Annotated in this window: 15 protein-coding genes; 6 read left to right on the forward strand and 9 right to left on the reverse strand. The window is 69.1% G+C overall.

Annotated features, from left to right (window positions below; translation table 11 throughout):
• Nucleotides 1–166: 166 nt before the first annotated feature.
• The 4 genes from Q9R17_RS03855 to aspS all read right to left on the reverse strand — a co-directional run bounded on the left by Q9R17_RS03855 (nt 167) and on the right by aspS (nt 3537).
• A complete protein-coding gene (locus tag Q9R17_RS03855) occupies nt 167–799 on the reverse strand; it encodes an alpha/beta hydrolase (RefSeq protein ID WP_308157131.1) in 633 nt (210 codons plus the stop codon).
• An 80-nt stretch (nt 800–879) separates the two neighbouring features.
• Complete coding sequence (locus tag Q9R17_RS03860) at nt 880–1401, reverse strand: GNAT family N-acetyltransferase (protein WP_308157132.1); 522 nt, start codon at nt 1399–1401, stop codon at nt 880–882.
• Between the two features lie 29 nt (nt 1402–1430).
• Nucleotides 1431–1739: a DNA primase gene (locus Q9R17_RS03865; RefSeq protein WP_308157133.1), complete on the reverse strand. Its 309-nt coding sequence runs from the start codon at nt 1737–1739 to the stop codon at nt 1431–1433.
• A 46-nt stretch (nt 1740–1785) separates the two neighbouring features.
• Nucleotides 1786–3537: an aspartate--tRNA ligase gene (gene aspS, locus Q9R17_RS03870; RefSeq protein ID WP_308157134.1), complete on the reverse strand. Its 1752-nt coding sequence runs from the start codon at nt 3535–3537 to the stop codon at nt 1786–1788.
• Nucleotides 3538–3708: 171 nt separating this feature from the next.
• On the opposite strand from aspS, the gene Q9R17_RS03875 reads away from it, so the two are divergent.
• Nucleotides 3709–4440, forward strand: a complete 732-nt coding sequence (locus Q9R17_RS03875) for a DUF3011 domain-containing protein (RefSeq protein WP_308157135.1) — start codon at nt 3709–3711, stop codon at nt 4438–4440.
• Nucleotides 4441–4467: 27 nt separating this feature from the next.
• Here Q9R17_RS03875 and Q9R17_RS03880 read toward each other — a convergent pair whose 3' ends face one another.
• Nucleotides 4468–5067 (reverse strand): hypothetical protein, encoded by a 600-nt coding sequence (locus Q9R17_RS03880; protein ID WP_308157136.1) that lies wholly within the window; start codon nt 5065–5067, stop codon nt 4468–4470.
• Nucleotides 5068–5128: 61 nt separating this feature from the next.
• Nucleotides 5129–6349 (reverse strand): cation:proton antiporter, encoded by a 1221-nt coding sequence (locus tag Q9R17_RS03885; protein ID WP_308157137.1) that lies wholly within the window; start codon nt 6347–6349, stop codon nt 5129–5131.
• Between the two features lie 144 nt (nt 6350–6493).
• On the opposite strand from Q9R17_RS03885, the gene Q9R17_RS03890 reads away from it, so the two are divergent.
• Complete coding sequence (locus tag Q9R17_RS03890; protein ID WP_308157138.1) at nt 6494–7750, forward strand: MFS transporter; 1257 nt, start codon at nt 6494–6496, stop codon at nt 7748–7750.
• 65 nt (nt 7751–7815) lie between these two features.
• Entirely contained in the window at nt 7816–10074 is a 2259-nt protein-coding gene (ggpS, locus tag Q9R17_RS03895; RefSeq protein WP_308158269.1) for a glucosylglycerol-phosphate synthase, read from the forward strand.
• Nucleotides 10075–10178: 104 nt separating this feature from the next.
• Here the strand turns inward: ggpS and blaL2 are convergent, their stop codons facing one another.
• On the reverse strand, nt 10179–11099 hold the full coding sequence (gene blaL2, locus Q9R17_RS03900) for a L2 family extended-spectrum class A beta-lactamase (protein WP_308157139.1): 921 nt from the start codon (nt 11097–11099) through the stop codon (nt 10179–10181).
• Nucleotides 11100–11292: 193 nt separating this feature from the next.
• Here blaL2 and Q9R17_RS03905 point away from each other — a divergent pair, with 193 nt between their 5' ends.
• Complete coding sequence (locus Q9R17_RS03905) at nt 11293–12159, forward strand: LysR family transcriptional regulator (RefSeq protein WP_308157140.1); 867 nt, start codon at nt 11293–11295, stop codon at nt 12157–12159.
• Nucleotides 12160–12193: 34 nt separating this feature from the next.
• Here the strand turns inward: Q9R17_RS03905 and Q9R17_RS03910 are convergent, their stop codons facing one another.
• Nucleotides 12194–14059: an ABC-F family ATP-binding cassette domain-containing protein gene (locus Q9R17_RS03910; RefSeq protein WP_308157141.1), complete on the reverse strand. Its 1866-nt coding sequence runs from the start codon at nt 14057–14059 to the stop codon at nt 12194–12196.
• A 338-nt stretch (nt 14060–14397) separates the two neighbouring features.
• Between Q9R17_RS03910 and Q9R17_RS03915 the strand changes: the two genes are divergently transcribed.
• A complete protein-coding gene (locus tag Q9R17_RS03915) occupies nt 14398–16782 on the forward strand; it encodes a TonB-dependent receptor (RefSeq protein ID WP_308157142.1) in 2385 nt (794 codons plus the stop codon).
• Nucleotides 16783–16975: 193 nt separating this feature from the next.
• Nucleotides 16976–18673, forward strand: a complete 1698-nt coding sequence (gene ybaL / locus Q9R17_RS03920; RefSeq protein ID WP_308157143.1) for a YbaL family putative K(+) efflux transporter — start codon at nt 16976–16978, stop codon at nt 18671–18673.
• A 153-nt stretch (nt 18674–18826) separates the two neighbouring features.
• On the opposite strand, the gene Q9R17_RS03925 is transcribed toward ybaL, so the two are convergent.
• Complete coding sequence (locus tag Q9R17_RS03925) at nt 18827–19714, reverse strand: GyrI-like domain-containing protein (RefSeq protein WP_308157144.1); 888 nt, start codon at nt 19712–19714, stop codon at nt 18827–18829.
• Nucleotides 19715–19795: the final 81 nt, after the last annotated feature.

Below are 19795 nucleotides of genomic sequence, written 5' to 3' on the forward strand. Positions count from 1 at the left end.
GGGCGCGGATTCTACCCGATCAGGGGCGGTCACCGTGTCGAGGGGCGAGGCAGAGGCCCGGGGAGAGCCCATCGCCGCACGGCATGGATCCAGCGCCAACCGGCCGGCAACGCCCGCCGGAGGCGGGAATGCAATGGACGGCCGGGCCCTGCCCTGCGCGCCCCCACTACGCCGCGGCGGCGTCGCGGCTGTGGTCGAACTGGCCGTGGCGCAGGAAATGCGCGGTCTGCCGGGCGGCATCGGGCGACACCACCAGGCCGCTGTGGCTGCTGCGCACCACGCAATGGTCGGCCAGCCCCGGCAGCCGGGTTTCCTCCAGCGCCACCGTGCCATCGGACGCCTCGCCGATCGCACCCAGCAGACTGCCCAGCCCATGCGGCACCGAACCGGCGATCAACCCGACCTGGGCGCGGCCATGCCAGTCCGGCAGGCCATCCAGCAGCAGGTCGCCACTGCGGCCCAGGGCCATGCCCCAGCCGTGCTCGGACAACGACCGGGCGGTGCCGCTGCCACGCAACGGCGAGCCCAGGCAGACCACCCGCTGCACCGGCAGCGTCGGCTGCTGGCGCAGTGCCTCCAGCGCCACCAGCCCGCCCAGGCTATGGCCCACAAGCGACACCGGGCCACTGTCGGCCAGCCGCGCCAGCAACTGCGGCACGGCCTTGTCCGGCCCCCCGAACACGCTCGAATAGCCGAACGCATGAACCTGGAACCCCTGCACGCGCAGGCGCCAGGCCAACGGGCCGACCCAGGCGCGGGCATTCCAGATGCCATGCAACAACAGAACGGGGGGAGTCATGGCATACAGCCTAGCGGTCGGCGGGGCGTCGTGACGCGGGTAGTAGACGAAAGGTGCAGGCAAGCGGCGGTGAACGCCGCTCAGGCCGGCCGCGGTGCGCGGCGCAGGATGAATTCCAGATCGTTCACCTGGCCCACCGGGAACAGGTACTCGCCAGCCTTTTCAAACCCGTAGCGGGCGTAGAAGCGCTGGGCACCGAAGTTTTCCGACCACACGCCCAGCCACAGCGGGCGCGGGCCGTCGCGTTCCAGCCAGGCCAGCGCGGTTTCCAGCAGGCGGCTGCCCCAGCCGCAGCTCTGCTCATCCTTGACCAGGTACAGGCGCTTGATCTCGCCATCGCCAGGCTGGACCCCGGCATGCGGCAGGCCGCACGGGCCCGCCGCCGCATGCCCGATGGCCTGGCCATCACGCTCCAGCAGCCACACCGCATAGTCCGGGTGCTGCAGGATGATTTCCTGCCGCGGCACGGCGTAGGCCTCGGCAAGGAAGGCCTGCAGGTCCTGGGCCGGATAGAGATGGCCGAAGGTTTCGGTGAAGGTGCGTGCGGCCAGCGCCGACAGGGTCGGCGCGTCCTCCACGGTGGCCCGGCGGATGGAATACATGGGATGCGGGAAGCGCGTACGCCGCAGGCTCAGGCCCGCGGGGCGTCCTCGGCTTCTTCCTCATCCTCCTCTTCGTACTCCTCCTCGTCCTCGCCTTCTTCTTCCTCGTCGTCCTCGTCGTACTCTTCTTCGTCGTCCTCGTAGTCCTCGACACCGAAGTCCTCGCCATCCCAGCGGCCTTCGCCGTCGGCGACGAAGGTCAGGGCCATGGCCGCCGGCGACGTACCGACCCGCACCAGCCAGCCGCCGAACACGCGCGCGCGCTCGGTCACCAGGGCGGCATCGGAACCTTCATTGCCCAGCTTTTCCCACTCAAGCGAAAACGCGAACTCGGTCATTGCATGGATCTCCTGGTCGGTCGTGATACGGGTAGGACGGTCGGCGTCAGGCCTTCTGCGGACGCACCTGGACGTGCACTTCGGCCAGCTGCTCGTCCGGGATCGGCGACGGGGCGCCGGTCATCAGGCACTGCGCACCGGTGGTCTTCGGGAACGGAATGACATCGCGGATCGACTCGGTGCCGGCCATCAGCGCGGCGATGCGGTCGATGCCGAAGGCGATGCCACCGTGCGGCGGCGCGCCGTAGCGCAGCGCGTCGAGCAGGAAGCCGAACTTGGCCTCGGCCTCTTCGGCACCGATGCCCAGCAGTTCGAACACCGCGCTCTGCATGTCCGGGCGGTGGATACGGATCGAACCGCCGCCGATCTCATTGCCGTTGAGCACCATGTCATAGCCGCGCGAGACGGCGGTCTTCGCGTTGGCGCGCAGATCGGCGATGTCGTCCACCGCCGGCGCGGTGAAGGGGTGATGCAGGGCGACGTAGCGCTGGGCTTCGTCGTCGAACTCGAACATCGGGAAATCGGTGACCCACAGCGGGCGCCAGCCGTCGGCAACCAGGTTGAAGTCCTTGCCGGCCTTCAGGCGCAGGGCGCCCATGAAGTCGGACACCTTGTTGTAGCCACCGGCGCCGAAGAACACGATGTCGCCGTTGCCGGCGCCGACATGGGCCACCAGCGCGGCGAACGCCTGCTCGCTGAAGAACTTCTGGATCGGCGAGCTGACTTCGCCGTTGTCGGCGATCTTGATGTAGGCCAGGCCCTTGGCACCGTACTTGGCGGCGTGGGCGGCGTATTCGTCGATCTGCTTGCGGCTGAGCACGGCACCGCCGGGAATGCGCAGCGCGGCCACGCGGCCGTCGGCATCGTTGGCCGGGCCGGTGAACACCGGGAATTCACTGTCCTTGACCAGTTCGGCCACGTCCACCAGTTCCAGCGCGATGCGCAGGTCCGGCTTGTCCGAGCCGTAGCGGCGCATGGCCTCGGCCCAGGTCATGCGCGGGAAGCTGGCGTCCAGCTCGACGTCGACCACTTCCTTGAAGATGGCGCGGATCATGCCTTCGACGAAGTCCTGCACGTCGCGCTCGCGCACGAAGGCGAATTCCATGTCCAGCTGGGTGAACTCCAGCTGGCGGTCGGCACGCAGGGCTTCGTCGCGGAAGCAGCGGGCGATCTGGTAGTAGCGGTCGAAGCCGGCCACCATCAGGATCTGCTTGAACAGCTGCGGGCTCTGCGGCAGGGCGTAGAACTCGCCCGGGTGCATGCGCGCCGGCACCAGGAAGTCACGCGCACCTTCCGGGGTGGCCTTGGTCAGGATCGGGGTCTCGATGTCCTGGAAGCCCTGGCCATCGAGGTGGCGGCGCAGCGCCTGCACCAGCTTGATGCGGGTGCGCTGCATGCGCTGCATTTCCGGGCGGCGCAGGTCCAGGTAGCGGTACTTGAGGCGGGTTTCCTCGCCCGGGTTCTCGTGGGCGTGGAACGGCAGCGGCTCGGCCTTGTTCAGCACGGTGATGGCGGTGGCGATCACCTCCACCTTGCCGGTGCGGATCTTCTCGTTGGGCGCATGGCGGGCACGCACCACGCCTTCCACCTGCAGCACGTCCTCGTAGCCCAGGCTTGCGGCCACGGCGAACACCTGCGCGTTGTCCACCTCCACCGTCACCTGCACGATGCCCTCATGATCGCGCAGATCGATGAAGCAGACGCCGCCCTGGTTGCGGGACACGTCGGTCCAGCCGGCGAGAGTGACAGTCTGGCCAATCAGGGTCTCGTCGACCAGGCCGCAGAAGTGGGTACGCATGGGGGAAGCTCCGCTGGAGTACGCCAGCGCCAGGTGGCGCCGGAAAGCCTCGTATTCTGCGGCCGACGCCCCGGCCGGGGCAAATCCCCCCGCCCCCGGGCGCGGTCACGCCGGCTTTACCCGCGCCATCCCTATAGTCCGCGCACCATCGACCGTATCGGGGGTGCCGCCATGAACCGCTGGAACCTGGCCTGCGTGGCCATTGCCCTTGCCTGGCTGGCCTGGCCCGCCCCACCGGCCGCCGCCCAGGACCGCGGCAGCGGCGTGGTCCGCTGCGAAAGCCAGAACAACCGTGAACGGGTCTGCAGCACCGGCTGGCGCAACGCCCGCCTGGTCCGCCAGCTGTCCGGCTCCCCCTGCGAGGAAGGACGGACCTGGGGCACCCGCAACGGCAGCCTGTGGGTCAACAGCGGCTGCCGTGCCGAGTTCGTCGAGGCCGGTGGCTGGGGCGGCGGCGGTGGCTGGGGGGGCAACCCCGGGCAGGACCGCACCGTGCGCTGCGAAAGCCAGAGCAACCGGCAGCAGCTGTGCCCGGTGGGCTGGCGCAATGCCCGGCTGGTGCGCCAGCTGTCCGATACCCGGTGCGTCGAAGGGCAGAACTGGGGGGTGCGCAACGGCAGCCTCTGGGTGGACCGCGGGTGCCGGGCGGAGTTCGCCGAGGCCCGCGGCGGCTGGGGCGGCGGTGGGGGCTGGGGCGGTGGCCGGGGCGATCCCAACTACACCGTCACCTGTTCGAGCAACGGCAACCGCCAGCAGAGCTGCGACTGGGACGCCCGCCAGGGTCGCCCGGTGCTGCAGCAGCAGCTGTCCAGCAGCGCCTGCGTGGAAGGGCGCAGCTGGGGCTACAACGGTGGCCGGATCTGGGTGAACAGCGGTTGCCGGGCGCGGTTCGGGACGCGGTAGGCGTCGTTATCCACGCATGGCGTGGATCTACCAGGGCGGCGGCGGCAGGGCCACCGGATGGGCCAGGTCGAAGGCCACGCGGAAGCGGCGCCCGCCCGGCCGGGTCAGTTCATAGACGAAGCGCTCGTCCGGCTCGATCTCCATCGCCCAGGTATTGTGGGTGGAGGCCAGCATGTCGGCACGGCGGAACATCGCCACCGAATCGGCATCGGCCGGAAACTGCTGCCGCTGCGCGGTACCGGGCGGGGTGCTGTCCCCGCCGTACAGGGTGATCGCATCGGGGCTGCCGTCGGCATGGCGGTGGTCGTGCTTGAGCTTCAGCCCGTGCGGGGTACGGGTGAGTACCCAGGTACGCGAATGGTCATCGCCGACATGGAACGGAATCTTCAGCTGGTGCGCCGGGTCCTCGCAGCCGCGCACGTGCATCACCAGCCGCTGCCCGGCGAAAGGATCCTTGCCGGTCGGCGCCGGGGTGTCCTCGATGATCCTGCCTTCATAGGCCTTGCCACAGTGGGCGGCGATGGCGGCCAGGAAGGCGTCGGCCGGCGCCGTGGCCACATCGTGGGCCACGCCGTCGGCAGGGCGGTTGCAGCCGGCCAGCGCCAGCACCAGGGCAGGAACGATCACGAACGCTTTCATGCCCCCACCCTAACGGCCGGGGCCATGGGGCGCAAACCCGCCCCCGCGTTCAGGGCGCCGCCGTGGGCGGCACCGGCCCGGCAACGGCATCGGGCGCGGTGGCGGCGGCGGGATCTTCCTGCGCCGCCACCTCCTGCTCCACCGGGTCGACATCGAACGGCGTGCGGAACACCAGCGAGGGCAGCAGCGTGGTCAGCGCCGCGTACAGCAGCAGCGCGCCGAACAGCACGTCGGGAATCTGGAAACGGTCGCGCATGATCGCGGCCAGCACCAGGGTGAAGATCAGCGTGGGGGCCAGCGCCAGCGATACGCGCAGGCTGCTGCGGAAGCTTTCGCCGAACATCACCCGGCGCTGCAGCCAGACCACAGCGATGCGCAGCGGCAGCACCACCAGCGTGATGAGGATGCCCAGGCCGAGCGCTTCCCAGCTCAGCGCCTGGCTGGGCACCTTGGTGCCGGCGTTGAAGAAGTAGAACGGCACGAAGAACGACGCGAACAGGCGCAGCGCATGCAGGTTGTCATGCGAGGCCAGCAGCGGCATGCGCTGGTGCAGCAGGCGCGCGACCAGCCCGGCGATGAATGCACCGACCAGGTAGTACACGCCCAGCGTGTAGGTGATGTACGCCGCGACCATGCCGACCATCACCAGCAGCGAGAATTCCGAGCCCGGCGCGTGCGGCGCCACCCAGCGCCCCAGTGCGATGAACAGCAGCGGCAGGCCGACCAGCATCGCCAGCAGCGCCCCGCTCGACAGCGCCATGTGCAGCGGGTCACCCGCCTGCAGCACCACGAACAGGGCCGCCAGCGCCAGCAGTTCACCGGCGATGGCCTTGCTGGTCACCCAGAAGCGCTCATCCTCGCTCAGGCCCAGCCGCGACAGCGAATCCATGATGAACCCGGTGGACGGCGTGAGCAGTGCCAGCGCCAGCAGCCCCGCCGCCTGCCACTGCAGCCCAGCGTAATGCCAGGCCAGCCAGCCCACGCCGAACAGGGTGGCGGTACGGATGACCAGGTGCGCCAGCAGCGGCCACAGCCCGCGACGCAGGGCTGCCAGGTCCACTTCCAGGCCGGCGAACAGGAACAGCGAGGAAATGCCGAGCGTGGCCAGCAGCCCGATCACCGCATCGTGCGCGCGCTCGCCCAGCCACAGCATGGCGATGATGCCGAAGGCCAGGCAGGTCAGCGGCGCCGGCAGGCTGAAACGCTGCAGCGCACGCGGGATGACCAGCAGCGCGAAGATCAGCGCCAGATAGACCAGTTCATGGCTCATCGGGAACTTCCATGTGGGGGACGCGCGCAGGATGCGCGCGTGCGCTGCTGCCAGCAAGCGCGCGCACCGGTAAACGAGGCAATCACGACGATGTGTTAGGGTGGGACACGTGTTTGTCCAACCTTCCCCACGAAGGTCGCACGCATGTGGCGGCTGACTGCATTGCTGCTTGGCGTTGCCCTGCTGCTGACCGGCAGCGGGCTGCTGGGTACGCTGCTGGCCGTGCGCGGCGGGCAGGAAGGCTTCAGTGCCGGCACGCTGGGCTGGATCATGTCCGGCTACTTCGCCGGCTATTTCATCGGCACCTTCACCGCCCCCCCGCTGATCCGCCGCATCGGCCACAGCCGTGCATTTGCCTTCCATGCCGCCCTGGCCACCATGGCCGTGCTGCTGCACCCGCTGTGGATCGATCCGCTCGGCTGGGTGCTGCTGCGCGTGCTGACCGGCATCGCGCTGGTGGGCCTGTACACGGTGATCGAGAGCTGGCTCAACGCCGAACCGGATGCTGGTCGGCGCAGCCGCGTGTTCTCGCTGTACATGATGGTCAACCTGTCGGCGCTGGCGCTGGGCCAGGTGGTGCTGCTGGCCGGTGATGCCGGTGCGGCCACGATGTTCACCCTGACCGCGCTGCTGGTCTGTGCAGCGATGTTGCCGGTCACCGCGACCCGCCTGCAGCAGCCGGAGGTGCCGCGCGTACCGCGGCTGACGCTGGGACGGTTGTATGCGCTGGCACCGGTTGCCACCCTGGCCGCCGGCCTGTCCGGGCTGGCAATGGGCGCGTTCTGGGGCCTGCTGCCGGTCTACGCCGAACAGATCGGCCTGCGCGATGCGGGCGTGCCGCTGTTCATGCTGACCGCCATCGCCGGCGGTGCGCTGCTGCAATGGCCGCTGGGCCGCATCAGCGATGGCCATGACCGGCGGCTGGGCCTGCTCGTGCTGAGCGTGCTGGCTGCCGCCGTCGCCGCACTGGCTGCGGTGCCACCGTTGACGCAGCAACTGCACGTGATGTTCCTGCTGGTGTTCTGCTACGGCGGGCTGGTGTTCGCGCTGTACCCGTTCGCCGTGGCGCACATGCTCGATTACCTGCCCACCCGGGACCTGCTGTCCGGCTGCAGCAGCCTGCTGCTGGTGCATGGCGTCGGTGCGGCCATCGGCCCGGCCGTGGCCGGCGCGCTGATGCAGCGCTTCGGTGCGCCGGCGCTGCCGCTGTACTTCACCACGGTGCTGTTGATGCTCGCCGTGTTCACCGCCCTGCGCCTGCTGCGCCACACCCGTCTGCGCACGCACCCGGCCACGTTCCGGCCGATGCTGCGCACCACGCCGGCCGCGCTGGAACTGATTCCCGACCCGGCCACCGAACCGGGCGACACCCCCATTCCCACCCCGAAGGATGTGCATTGACTGTCCAGTCCCCTCCCCTGATCCCGAACCCCGTTCTTTCCGATGCAACCGCTGCCACCCCGCAGCTGGTCCTGGCCACCGACCTGGATGGCACCTTCCTCGCCGGTACCGCGCCACAGCGCCATCGCCTGTACCGGCTGATCGACCAGCATCCCGGCATCTGTCTGGTCTTCATCACCGGCCGCGGCCTGGAAGCGGTCATGCCGCTGCTGGCCGACCCGGCCATTCCCCGCCCGGACTACATCGTCTGCGACGTCGGCGCCACCGTGGTCGATGGCCGCACCCTGCAGCCGCTGCAACCCCTGCAGTCGATGATCGATGCCCACTGGCCCGGCGAGCAGGTGGTGGCCGAGGCGATGCGTGGCTTCACCGCGCTGCAGCGCCAGGACGTGCCGCAGGAGCGCCGCTGTTCCTATTTCTGCGACCCGGCCACGCTGGCGCCGCTGCGTGAGGGCATCGAGCGCACCGCGCGCGCGCTGGGCTGCGATGTGCTGTATTCGGCCGACCGCTACCTGGACATCCTGCCGCCGGATACCGACAAGGGCCGCACGCTGGCGGCACTGGCACGCCTGCTGGACCTGCCGCGCGAACGCATCCTGGTGGCCGGTGACACCCTCAACGACCTGTCGATGTACGTGGCCGGCTTCCGTGGTGTCTGCGTGGGCGATTCCGAGCCGGCGCTGGTGGAGGCCACGCGCCGCCTGGCACGTACCTGGCACGCCAGCGCCCCCGGTTGCGGCGGCATCCTGCAGGCGATCGCGCACTTCGGCCTGCTGGCGGCCGACGATCCCCTGCTGCTGCAGGTGCCTGCGACACCGGCCGAAGGCGCCGACCTGGTGATGGTCTATCACCGCCTGCCCTTCGATGAAGCCATCGAGGATGGCCGGCTGGTGCAACGCCCGCCGCGCTCACCGAACGGCATCATTCCCTCGCTGCTGAGCTTCTTTGAAAGCGGGCAGCGCGGCAGCTGGGTGGCCTGGGGCATCGACGATCCCAAACACCGGCCGTTCCAGCGCCACGTGGAGGTCGATCGCGAACGCTACCCCACCCTGCGCGCCACCCGCGTACCGCTCAGCCGGCAGGACGTGGACATCTTCTACAAGCGTTTTTCCAAGGAAGCGTTCTGGCCGATGCTGCACGTGTTCTGGGAACGTGCGCGCTTCCGCGAGGACGACTGGCAGGTGTTCCTGAAGGTCAACCGCCGCTTCGCCGAGGCCGTGGCCGAGGAAGCCGCACACGGTGCCACCGTGTGGATCCACGACTACAACCTGTGGATGGTGCCGGCCGCACTGCGCGAACTGCGCCCGGACCTGAAGATCGCCTTCTTCCACCACACCTACTTCCCCTCGGCCGATGTGTTCAACGTGGTGCCATGGCGGCGCGAGATCATCGGCAGCCTGCTGTGCTGCGATTACATCGGCTTCCACATTCCCCGCCAGGTGGAAAACTTCGTGGACGTGGTGCGCGGGGCGATGCCCGCCGAGCGGCTGGCCTGGGAAAGCTGCGCGCCGCGCTTCCTGACCTATGGCTGCGCGGTGGGCCTGGACACCATGACCACCCGCCTGCGCATCGGCGAGCGCGACGTGGCACTGGGCGCGCACCCGGTCGGCACCGATCTGCGCCGCATCCGCAGCACGCTGGCGCGCAGCGATGTGCGCAACGACCTGTTCAAGCTGCGCCGCGAGATCGGCACGCGGCGGCTGGTGCTGTCGGTGGAACGGCTGGACTACACCAAGGGCACGCTGGCCAAGCTGGAAGCGTTCGAGCGCGTGCTGGAGACGCACCCGGCGCACTGCGGCAAGGTCACCCTGCTGATGGTGTGCGTGCCGGCCGCGCGCGAGATGACCGTCTACCGCACCCTGCAGACGCAGATCGAACAGGCGGTGGGGCGCATCAACGGGCGCTTCTCGCGGCTGGACTGGACACCGGTGCGCTTCTTCGCCCAGGCGCTGCCGTTCGAACAGGTGGTGGCCCACTACGCCGCCGCGCAGGTGATGTGGATCACCCCGCTGCGTGATGGCCTGAACCTGGTGGCCAAGGAGTTCGTGGCCACCCAGGGCATCGAGGGCACGCCCGGCGTGCTGGTGCTGAGTGAGTTCGCCGGCGCGGCCGCCGAACTGAAGGGGGCGGTGCTGACCAACCCGCATGATCCGGCCGATCTGGCCGCTGGTCTGCTGCAGGCCCTGTCGATGCCGGAAGAAGAAGCCAGCGCGCGCCTGCGCCAGCTGCAGGGCATCGTGGAGTATTACGACGTGGACCGCTGGGGGCGGGATTTCCTCGCCGCGGTGGAGGAGGCCACCGCGCAGGATGCGGGAGGCCGGTAGCGCGCGGACGGCATCCACGCATGGCGTGGATCTCCAGGATTGGCCGCATTGGCAGGAATCAGGCGAATGGCCCCGTGGGCGGGGCCAAGGGATGCCGGTAGCTGTCAGCCGATCAGGGCGTCGGCCAGGACGCCGACCCGTGCGATCACCGCATCGCGCTGGGCGTCGTCCACCTTCGCGCCCTGCAGGTAGGCCGTGATGACCCACGGGGTGCCACCGGCACGCGGCCACAGCACGGCGATGTCATTGCGGGTGTCCTCGCCATTGCTGCCGGTCTTGTCGCCCACCCGCCAGCGCTTGCCCAGCCCGGCACGCAGGCAGGTGTCGCCGGTCTGGTTGTCGATCAGCCAGTCGGCGTACTGCAGGCGCGCGGCCTTGGACAGGCCATCGCCAAGCGCGAACCGTGCCAGGCTGGCGGCCATCGCCGCCGGGCTGGTGGTGTCGCGCGGATCGCCTGCAGCGAACTGGTTCATTTCAGGCTCGTAGCGATCGTTGCGGGTCACGCTGTCACCCTGCGCGCGCAGGAACGCCGTCAGTGCCGACGGGCCGCCACTGAGCCGCAGCAGCAGGTTGGCGGCGGTGTTGTCGCTGGTGATCATCGTGCCCTGGCACAGGTCGCGCACGCTCAGGTCCTTGCCGACATGACGGCGCGCCACCGGTGCCCATGACAGCAGGTCCTTGTCGGTGATCGGCAGGCGCGTATCCAGCGACAGGCGCCCGGCATCGGCCAGGCTGAGCACATGGGCGACCAGCATCGACTTGAAGGTGCTGCACATCGGGAAGCGCTCGTCCTGCCGATGCCCGGCGATGCGGCGGCCGCTGCCGGTATCCAGCACGCTCACGCCCAGCCGGCCGCCGCTGGCCTTTTCCAGCGCAGCGAAATCGGCGGCCTGGCCGATCGCCGCGCGCACGGCCGCATCGGTGGCCGTGGCGGCCGGAGTGGCGGCACGGGCAAGCAGCGGCGCGGCCAGGGCCGAGGCCAGCGTGGCACCACTGAACTGCAGGAATCGACGACGGGCAAGCATGGGAATCCTCCTGGAAGGGCCACTGCGCGGCCCGGGCTGGCACTGATTATTGGAAGCCCGGCGGGCCTTCACCAGCGCGAATATTCAAGGCCAGCCATGAATCATTCTCATGGCTTGCATGGAATCCACGGCGGATTTACCCCTGGGCATGGCCCCGGTTAGCATCGGCCATCACTCCTGCTCACCCCTGGCCATGCTCCGCCCTGCCCTGCCCCTGAACGCGCTGCGTGCCTTCGAAGCCGCCGCCCGCCACCAGAACTTCACCCGTGCCGCCCTTGAGCTGTGCGTGAGCCAGGCCGCGCTGAGCCACCAGATCCGTGGCCTGGAGGACCGGCTGGGGGTGCGCCTGTTCCATCGCCTGCCACGCGGCGTGGCGCTGACCGATGAAGGGGCGGCGCTGTACCCGGTGCTGCATGAATCGTTCGACCGCATCGCCGCCAGCGTGGCGCGCTATACCGGCGGCGGCGTGCGCGAAGTGCTGACCGTCGGCGTGGTCGGCACCTTCGCCACTGGCTGGCTGCTGCCGCGCCTGCCGGCGTTCGAGGCGGCGCACCCGGATATCGAACTGCGCATGCAGACGCACAACAACCGCATCGATCTGGCCGGCGAAGGCCTGGACCTGGCGATCCGTTTCGGTGAGGGCGATTGGCAGGGCCAGGTGTGCACGCCGGTGCTGGATGCACCGTTCACACCGCTGTGCGCACCGGCACTGGCGCGCCGGCTGCGCGCGCCGCGCGACCTGGGCGCGGTACCGCTGCTGCGCTCGTACCGCAGCGATGAATGGCCGCGCTGGCTGCAGGCGGCGGGCAGCGATGACATCGAGGCACGCGGTCCGGTGTTCGACTCTTCGCTGACCCTGGCTGCAGCGGCGGCCGGCGGCAGCGGCGTGGCCCTGCTGCCGCTGTGCATGTTCGAGCAGGAACTGGCAGAGGGCCGGCTGCTGCAGCCCTTCGCCGTCACCCTGGACCTGGGCCGCTACTGGCTCACGCGACTGCGCTCGCGCGCCGAAGGCGAACCGGCCAGGCGCTTCCGCGCGTGGCTGCAGGCCCAGGGCGGGTAACGCCGCCGGGCATGGCCCGGCGCTGCTGCGGGCATCAGGATTCCATCAGCTCCATCCACGCCGCTTCGGCCTTTTCCAGCTGCGCCGCGGTGGTTTCGCGGTCGCGGCCCAGCACGGCCATGCGGGTGGCATCGGCGTAGTTGGCCGGTTCGGCCAGCTGGCGGTCCAGGTCGGCCACCTTCGCTTCCAGTTCGGCCACCTTGGCTTCGGCGGCTGCCAGCTTGTGCGGGTTCACCGGCTTCTTCTGCACGACCTGCGCGACCGGCGCGGTCTTGACCTGCACCGGCTCGACCGCCTGCTCCATGCGCGCCTTGGTGCCCTGCGCCTGCGGGCGCGTGCGCAGCCAGGCCGCATACGCATCGAGGTCGCCGTCGAACGGCTCGACCACGCCATCGGCCACGCGCCAGAAGGTATCGCAGACCAGGCCGATCAGGTGGCGGTCATGCGAGACCATCACGATGGCGCCATCGAAATCGCTCAGCGCTTCGGCCAGCGCTTCACGCATTTCCAGGTCCAGGTGGTTGGTCGGTTCGTCCAGCAGCAGCACGTTGGGCTGCTGCCAGGCGATCAGCGCCAGCGCCAGGCGCGCACGCTCGCCACCGGAGAAGCCATCGACCGGTTCGAAAGCGCGGTCGCCCGGGAAATTCCACTTGCCGAGGAAATCGCGGAACGACTGGTTGGTCGCGTCCTTGTCGATCTCGCGGAAGTGATCCATCGGCGACTGGCCTTCGTGCAGCGACTCCACCGTGTGCTGGGCGAAGTAGCCGATGCGCAGGTCCGGGTGGGCCATGCGCTCACCGGCGATCGGCTTCAGTTCGCCGACCAGGGTCTTGACCAGGGTGGTCTTGCCGGCGCCGTTGGGGCCCAGCAGGCCGATGCGCTGGCCCGCCTCCAGGCCGAAGCCCACGTTGTGCAGGATGACCGAATCGCTGCCATAACCGGCCTCGACGTGGTTCAGGCGGATCAGCGAGAACGGCAGCTTGGCCGGCGGTGACAGCTCGATGCGGAACTCGCGCTCGGCGCGCACCGCTTCGGTGCCGGCCAGCTTTTCCAGGCGCTTCATGCGGCTCTGCGCCTGCGCGGCCTTGGAGGCCTTGGCCTTGAAGCGGTCGATGAAGCTCTGCAGGTGGGCGCGCTCGGCCTGCTCCTTGTCATGGGCGATCTGCTGCTGGCGCAGCTGCTCGGCGCGCTGGCGCTCGAAATCGGTATAGCCGCCGGTGTACAGCTTGGCCCCGCCACCGTGCAGGTGCAGGGTGTGGGTGGCCACGTTGTCCAGGAACTCGCGGTCATGCGAGATCAGCAGCAGCGTGCCCGGGTACTTCAGCAGCCACTGTTCCAGCCAGTACACCGCGTCCAGGTCGAGGTGGTTGGTCGGTTCGTCCAGCAGCAGCAGGTCGCTGGGCATCATCAGCGCGCGCGCCAGGTTCAGGCGCACGCGCCAGCCGCCGGAGAACGAGGACACCGCGCGCGCATGGGTCTCGGCCGGGAAGCCCAGGCCGTGCAGCAGCTTGCCGGCACGGGCCTCGGCGTCGTAGGCGCCCATCTCGGCCATCCGGGTGTGCGCGTTGGCCACGGCCTCCCAGTCTTCCCGGGCAGTGGCGGCGGCTTCTTCGGCCAGCACGGCGGCCACCTCGGTATCACCGCCCAGCACGAAGCTCAGGGCCGGGTCCGGCAGCGAGGGGGTTTCCTGCGCGACGCTGGCGATGCGCACCTTGCCGGGCAGGTCCACATCGCCCTTGTCGGCCTCCAGTTCGCCCTTCACCGCAGCGAACAGGCTGGACTTGCCCGCCCCGTTGCGGCCGACCACACCCACCCGGTAGCCGGCATGCAGGGTCAGGTCGACGTTGGACAACAGCAGCCGCTCGCCGCGGCGCAAGGCGAAATTACGAAGCGAAATCATGGGGGAAGGTGTCCATATAACCGGATGGAATGTGCTGGTGAGCACTGTTCCTGCGACGCAATTCTAGCGTTAACGAATACTTGACGCGCCCCGGGACACGCGGTGGTGGCCGCTCTCTCTCTCCCACGTCCAGCACCGCGTCCTCCCGGGTCCCCACGCCGCCGCTGCCGGCCAGCGCTAAATGGTTGCTGCTGCAACGTTTTTTGCTGTTACCGGCATTTGACAGCCACCTGAAATTCCCGTTAATTCCTGAATTGCGCACCGCAACAACCGCCGTCCGCCCAACCGTCGTGATGTCGATTCCGGTGCCCGCCCTCTCCAACCGGAGCCGCACCCCGATGACCCGCAAGACCAGCCTGATCGCCGCCGCCGTCGCTGTCGCACTCGGTGGTTCCCCCTGGATCGCCAGCGCCCAGTCCACGCCCACGGCCAACACCCTGGACACGGTGATCGTCACCGGTACCCGCGTGGCCGACCGCACCGTGGCCCAGTCGCAGTCCCCCATCGACATCATCACCCCGGAAGTGCTGCAGTCCACCGGCACCTCCGAACTGGCCACCGCGCTGTCGCGCGCGCTGCCCTCGCTGAACTTCCCGCGCCCGGCCCTGACCGACGGCACCAGCGGCGTGCGCCCGGCCCAGCTGCGCGGCCTCTCCCCCGACCAGGTGCTGGTGCTGGTCAACGGCAAGCGCCGCCACACCTCGGCACTGATCAACGTCAACGGCAGCATCGGCCGCGGCTCCTCGGCGGTGGACATCAACGCCATTCCGATCGCCGCGATCGAACGGGTGGAAGTGCTGCGTGACGGTGCCTCGGCCCAGTACGGCTCCGATGCGATCGCCGGCGTGGTCAACATCGTGCTCAAGGGCAGCGGTGCCGGCGGCAGCCTGGCGGTCGATTACGGCCAGTACACCGAAGGCGACGGCAAGAAGTACCAGCTGTCCGGCGATACCGGCGTCAGTTTCGCCGGTGGCCGCGGCAGCGTGCACCTGGCCGGGCAGATCAGCCAGCAGGATGAGAGCAACCGCGCCGGCCCCTACCAGGGCACCACCCCCAACACCGGCAATTTCCCCAGCATCGGCCAGACCACCTTCGTGGTCGGCGACCCCAAGGTGGACGCCACCGCCGCCTCGGCCAATGCCAGCTTCAACTTCACCGACCACGTCACCGGCTACGCCACCGCGCTGCTGAGCAACCGCGACATCACCTCGTTCGCGTTCTACCGCTCGCGCACCCACAGCGGCCAGGGCGCGCTGCTGGCGCAGACCTACCCGGACGGCTTCGTGCCGGAAATCAACCAGTACTCCAAGGACCGTTCGCTGGTGCTGGGCGTGAAGGGTGACACCGGCAGCGGCTGGACCTGGGACATCAGCGCCAACCACGGCGAGAACACCCTGGACTTCCACACCCGCAACAGCATCAACTACAGCCTGGGCACCGCCAGCCCGCGTTCGTTCTATGACGGCACGCTCAAGTACACCCAGGACATCCTCAACGCCGATTTCACCAAGGCGCTGGACTGGGGCCTGGCCTACCCGGTCACGCTGTCCTTCGGTGGCGAGTACCGCAAGGAGAAGTGGGAACAGCTGCCGGGTGAACTCAATTCCTATACCGGCAGCGCTGCGCAGGGCTTCGGTGGCTTCACCCCCACCAACGAAGTGCATGCCGATCGCCACAACTACGCCGTCTACGCTGGCCTGGAAGCCGACCTGACCGATAAGTTCTCCGCCGGCATCACCGGCCGCTACGAGGACTACTCGGACTTCGGCGACAAGTTCTCCGGCAAGCTGTCGGCGCGCTATGCGTTCACCGACAAGGTCGCCCTGCGCGCCACCGCCTCCAGTGGCTTCCGCGCGCCCTCGCTGGCCCAGCAGGGCTACCAGGCGGTGACCAGCACGATCATCAACGGCGTGTTCTTCGACCGGGGCACCTTCCCGACCACCAGTGCCGCCGCCCAGGCCCTGGGAGCGTCCAAGCTGAAGGCCGAAACGGCCACCAGCTACAGCCTGGGCCTGGTGCTGCAGCCGGTGGACCGCCTGTACGTGACCGTCGATGCCTACCAGATCGACATCGACGACCGCATCGCGCTGTCTTCCAACATCACCACCACGCCGGCCGCGGCCACCCTGCTGACCGGGCTGGGCCTGCCGCAGGTCACCGCGTTCTCCTACTTCACCAACGGCCTGGACACGCGCACCCGTGGCGTGGACGTGGTGTCCAGCTACACCGTGCCGTTCGCGGCCAGCAGCCTGGAGCTGACCGCGGCCTACAGCTACAACGACACCGAAGTGAAGAAGTTCGCGGCATCGCCGGCAGTGTTCGGCCCGCTGGGCATCACCCAGCCGCTGATCGGCCGCGACGAGATCGGCCGCATCGAGGACAGCTTCCCGCGCGACAAGGCCATCCTCAGCGGTACCTGGCGCTCGGATCACTGGGAACTGGGCCTGGCCGCCACCCGCTACGGCAGCTTCACCGTGCGCAACTCGGCCACGCCGCTGCGTGACCAGACCTACGGCGACAAGTGGGTGCTGGATGCCTCGGCGAGCTACAAGCCGAGCAGCAACTGGACCCTGACCGTGGGTGCGGACAACCTGCTGGACGAATACCCCGACCGCACCACCGACCTGCAGAACTCCACCTGGGGCATGTTGCCCTACAGCAACTACTCGCCGTTCGGCTTCAACGGCGCGTACGTGTACGGCCGCATCAGGTACACCTGGTAAGGCGTGCCGGCCGCTGGCCGGCCCCCCGCCGCGTCTGGAGGCGCGCCCTTCCTGTTGAAGGGTCGCGCCGAAGGCGGGGGAGAGCAGACATGCGTGAGCAGACCCGCAGGCCCCGGCAGCAGGCCTGCGGGTTTGCTGTATCTGGCGCCATCGGTGAAAATCGGGCCATCCCCCGATTTTCCTGCGAGTGCCGATGCACCATGACACCGACCTGATCAACATCGTGGCCGTTGGCCTGGGGCTCGCCTTCATCCTGGGCGCGCTGGCCAACAAGCTGCGCTTGTCTCCTCTGGTCGGGTACCTGGTGGCTGGCATCTGCGTCGGCCCGTTCACCCCCGGCTTCGTAGCCGACCAGGCGCTGGCCAACCAGCTGGCCGAACTGGGCGTGATGCTGCTGATGTTCGGCGTCGGCCTGCATTTCTCGCTGAAGGACCTGATGGCGGTCAAGGCCATCGCCATCCCCGGTGCCATCGGCCAGATCGCCGTGGCGACCCTGCTCGGCTGGGGCGTGGCCTGGCTGATGGGCTGGCCGGCCATCCATGGCGTGGTGTTCGGCTTCTCCCTGGCCACGGCCAGTACCGTGGTGCTGCTGCGGGCGATGGAAGAACGCCGCCTGCTGGAGACCATGCGCGGCAAGATCGCGGTGGGCTGGCTGATCGTGGAGGACCTGGCCTGCGTGCTGGCCCTGGTGATGATGCCGGTCATGGCCGGCGTGTTCGGCCCCGATGCCGGCAAGGAAGCACACACGCTGGGCAGCGTGCTGGCCAGCATCGGCTGGACCTTCGTGCAGCTGGGCCTGTTCGTGGCGGTGATGCTGGTGGTCGGCCGCCGGGTCATTCCCTGGATCCTCGAACGCATCGCCGGCACCGGTTCGCGCGAGCTGTTCACCCTGTCCGTGCTGGCCATCGCACTGGGCGTGGCGTTCGGCTCGGCCATGCTGTTCGGCGTGTCCTTCGCGCTGGGCGCATTCTTCGCCGGCATGCTGCTCAACGAATCGGAACTCAGCCACAAGGCCGCGCATGATTCGCTGCCGCTGCGCGATGCGTTCGCGGTGCTGTTCTTCGTCTCGGTGGGCATGCTGTTCGACCCGAACATCCTCATCCAGCACCCCTGGCAGGTGCTGGCCACGGTGCTGATCATCATGTTCGGCAAGTCGGCCGCCGCGTTCTTCATCGTGCGCGCCTTCGGCCACCCCACCAGCACCGCGCTGACCATCTCGGCCAGCCTGGCGCAGATCGGTGAATTCGCCTTCATCATCGCCGGCCTCGGCGTGGCGCTGCAGATCCTGCCCAAGGAAGGCCAGTCGCTGGTGCTGGCCGGTGCGCTGGTATCGATCATGCTCAACCCGGTGGTGTTCGGCCTGCTCGACCGCTGGCAGGCCAAGCAGGAGCACCTGCCGCAGCCGCCGGAGCCCGAAGAGGCCACCGGCCCCTCGCGCGACCTGCACGACCACGCCATCGTGATCGGCTACGGCCGCGTCGGCAGCGAACTGGCGCAGGTGCTGCGCGACCGTGGCGTGCCCGTGCTGGTGATCGATGACAACAAGGAACACGTCGAGCAGGCGCACGCCAAGGGCCTGGCCGCGATCCGTGGCAGCGCGGCGGCCGATCGCGTGCTGGCCGAGGCGCACCCGGAACGCGCCAAGATCGCCGTGCTGGCCATCCCGCAGCCGCTGGAAGCCGGCGAAGCGCTGGCCAAGCTGCGCGCCATCAACCCCACCCTGACCCTGCTGGCCCGCGCGCACAGCGACGCCGAGGTGAAGCACCTGCTTGAGCACGGTGCCGACGGTACGGTGATGGCCGAGCGCGAACTGGCCTACTCGCTGGCGGAAATGGTGATGGCCACCCCGCCCTACCGTGGCCTGGGCCAGCACAGCATTCCGGTGGTCTGAGGCGGCACCACCGCCACGAAAAAAGTGATCCCCGGCCGACCCGCATCGGCCGGGGATCTGTTTTCGCCACTGCCTTGGAGAGGCACGTCCACCGTACTCCAATCGCGCGGCCGTGGTGATCGCCAGAGGCGATGAGCAAACAGCCGCGCGCTATCAGCCGGCCAGCGGCAGGCAGACGTCCGCGCGCAGCTGATCCCCGGGCACCTGCTCGGGGTCGTCGTGGAAGTGGAAGTACAGAGGGGCTTCCGCCAACGTGTAGCCGCTGCCGGGCCACCAGTCGCGCAGCAATGCGTCGCCCAGCGCCTGCAGCCGTTCATAAGGCCCGACGTGGTGCGCCACGGCGTGCCGGCCGGCCCCCAGCACCTGCCGCCGGAGGGGGACCGGCAGTGCCGGCAACGGCACGGCGAACCCCATGCCGCAGTCGAAGCGGTGACGGTGCCCCGGGACATCACGGTGGTCATCGACAGCGATGCCCACGAGGTGCCGCAGCGCCTCGTCCATGCCCCCTGCCTGTGCCCAGGCGAACAGCCGGCCAAACCCGGCGTCCAGATCGGCGAATGCGCCCCGGGTCCGCAGCAGCACGACATCGAATGGCTCCAGCGTGCGCACCTGCACCTGCAGCGGCGTCGCTTCCGTGCCCGGCACGTCGGCCGGCGGCCGGGCCAATGCCTGCTGCCACTGTTCACGCAGCCCCACGTCGTCGCGCAACTGCCGGGGTGTCGCCTGCACCCGCTGCCGGCAACGCCGCGCCAGCGCCTGCGCGCTGCCATAGCCCGCGGCCAGGGCGGCCTCGGTGACACTGGCCGAGGGCTGCTGCAGGACCTGCAGGGCACTGAGCAGGCGCAGGCGGTCCAGTGTCTGGCCCGGGCTTTCGCCGGTCAGTGCGCGGTACAGGCGCTGGAAATGAAATGGCGACTGATGGGCGATGCCGGCCAGGGTGGTCACGTCCGGCAGGGGCTGCTGCGCGCGCAGGCACGCCTGCAGGTGCTCGATGACCCGCTCGATACCCTGCGCCTGGCGCAGGCGGGCAAGCTGCTTCATGGCCGTCTCCTTCCTGTGGACGGCCATGATGGTGCCGCACCGGCCAGCGCGCTGCGTGACCGATCCTGCGCGATGGCCGCC

It is taken from the genome of Stenotrophomonas sp. 24(2023), assembly GCF_030913365.1.
Classification (GTDB): Bacteria; Pseudomonadota; Gammaproteobacteria; order Xanthomonadales; family Xanthomonadaceae; genus Stenotrophomonas.

Excerpts from the sequence above, each read along its gene's own strand:
- Q9R17_RS03855 (WP_308157131.1), bottom strand. The coding sequence starts at position 799 with ATGACTCCCCCCGTTCTGTTGTTGCATGGCATCTGGAATGCCCGCGCC.
- Q9R17_RS03860 (WP_308157132.1), bottom strand. The coding sequence starts at position 1,401 with ATGTATTCCATCCGCCGGGCCACCGTGGAGGACGCGCCGACCCTGTCG.
- Q9R17_RS03865 (WP_308157133.1), bottom strand. The coding sequence starts at position 1,739 with ATGACCGAGTTCGCGTTTTCGCTTGAGTGGGAAAAGCTGGGCAATGAA.
- aspS (WP_308157134.1), bottom strand. The coding sequence starts at position 3,537 with ATGCGTACCCACTTCTGCGGCCTGGTCGACGAGACCCTGATTGGCCAG.
- Q9R17_RS03875 (WP_308157135.1), top strand. The coding sequence starts at position 3,709 with ATGAACCGCTGGAACCTGGCCTGCGTGGCCATTGCCCTTGCCTGGCTG.
- Q9R17_RS03885 (WP_308157137.1), bottom strand. The coding sequence starts at position 6,349 with ATGAGCCATGAACTGGTCTATCTGGCGCTGATCTTCGCGCTGCTGGTC.
- Q9R17_RS03890 (WP_308157138.1), top strand. The coding sequence starts at position 6,494 with ATGTGGCGGCTGACTGCATTGCTGCTTGGCGTTGCCCTGCTGCTGACC.
- blaL2 (WP_308157139.1), bottom strand. The coding sequence starts at position 11,099 with ATGCTTGCCCGTCGTCGATTCCTGCAGTTCAGTGGTGCCACGCTGGCC.
- Q9R17_RS03905 (WP_308157140.1), top strand. The coding sequence starts at position 11,293 with ATGCTCCGCCCTGCCCTGCCCCTGAACGCGCTGCGTGCCTTCGAAGCC.
- Q9R17_RS03910 (WP_308157141.1), bottom strand. The coding sequence starts at position 14,059 with ATGATTTCGCTTCGTAATTTCGCCTTGCGCCGCGGCGAGCGGCTGCTG.
- Q9R17_RS03915 (WP_308157142.1), top strand. The coding sequence starts at position 14,398 with ATGACCCGCAAGACCAGCCTGATCGCCGCCGCCGTCGCTGTCGCACTC.
- ybaL (WP_308157143.1), top strand. The coding sequence starts at position 16,976 with ATGCACCATGACACCGACCTGATCAACATCGTGGCCGTTGGCCTGGGG.
- Q9R17_RS03925 (WP_308157144.1), bottom strand. The coding sequence starts at position 19,714 with ATGAAGCAGCTTGCCCGCCTGCGCCAGGCGCAGGGTATCGAGCGGGTC.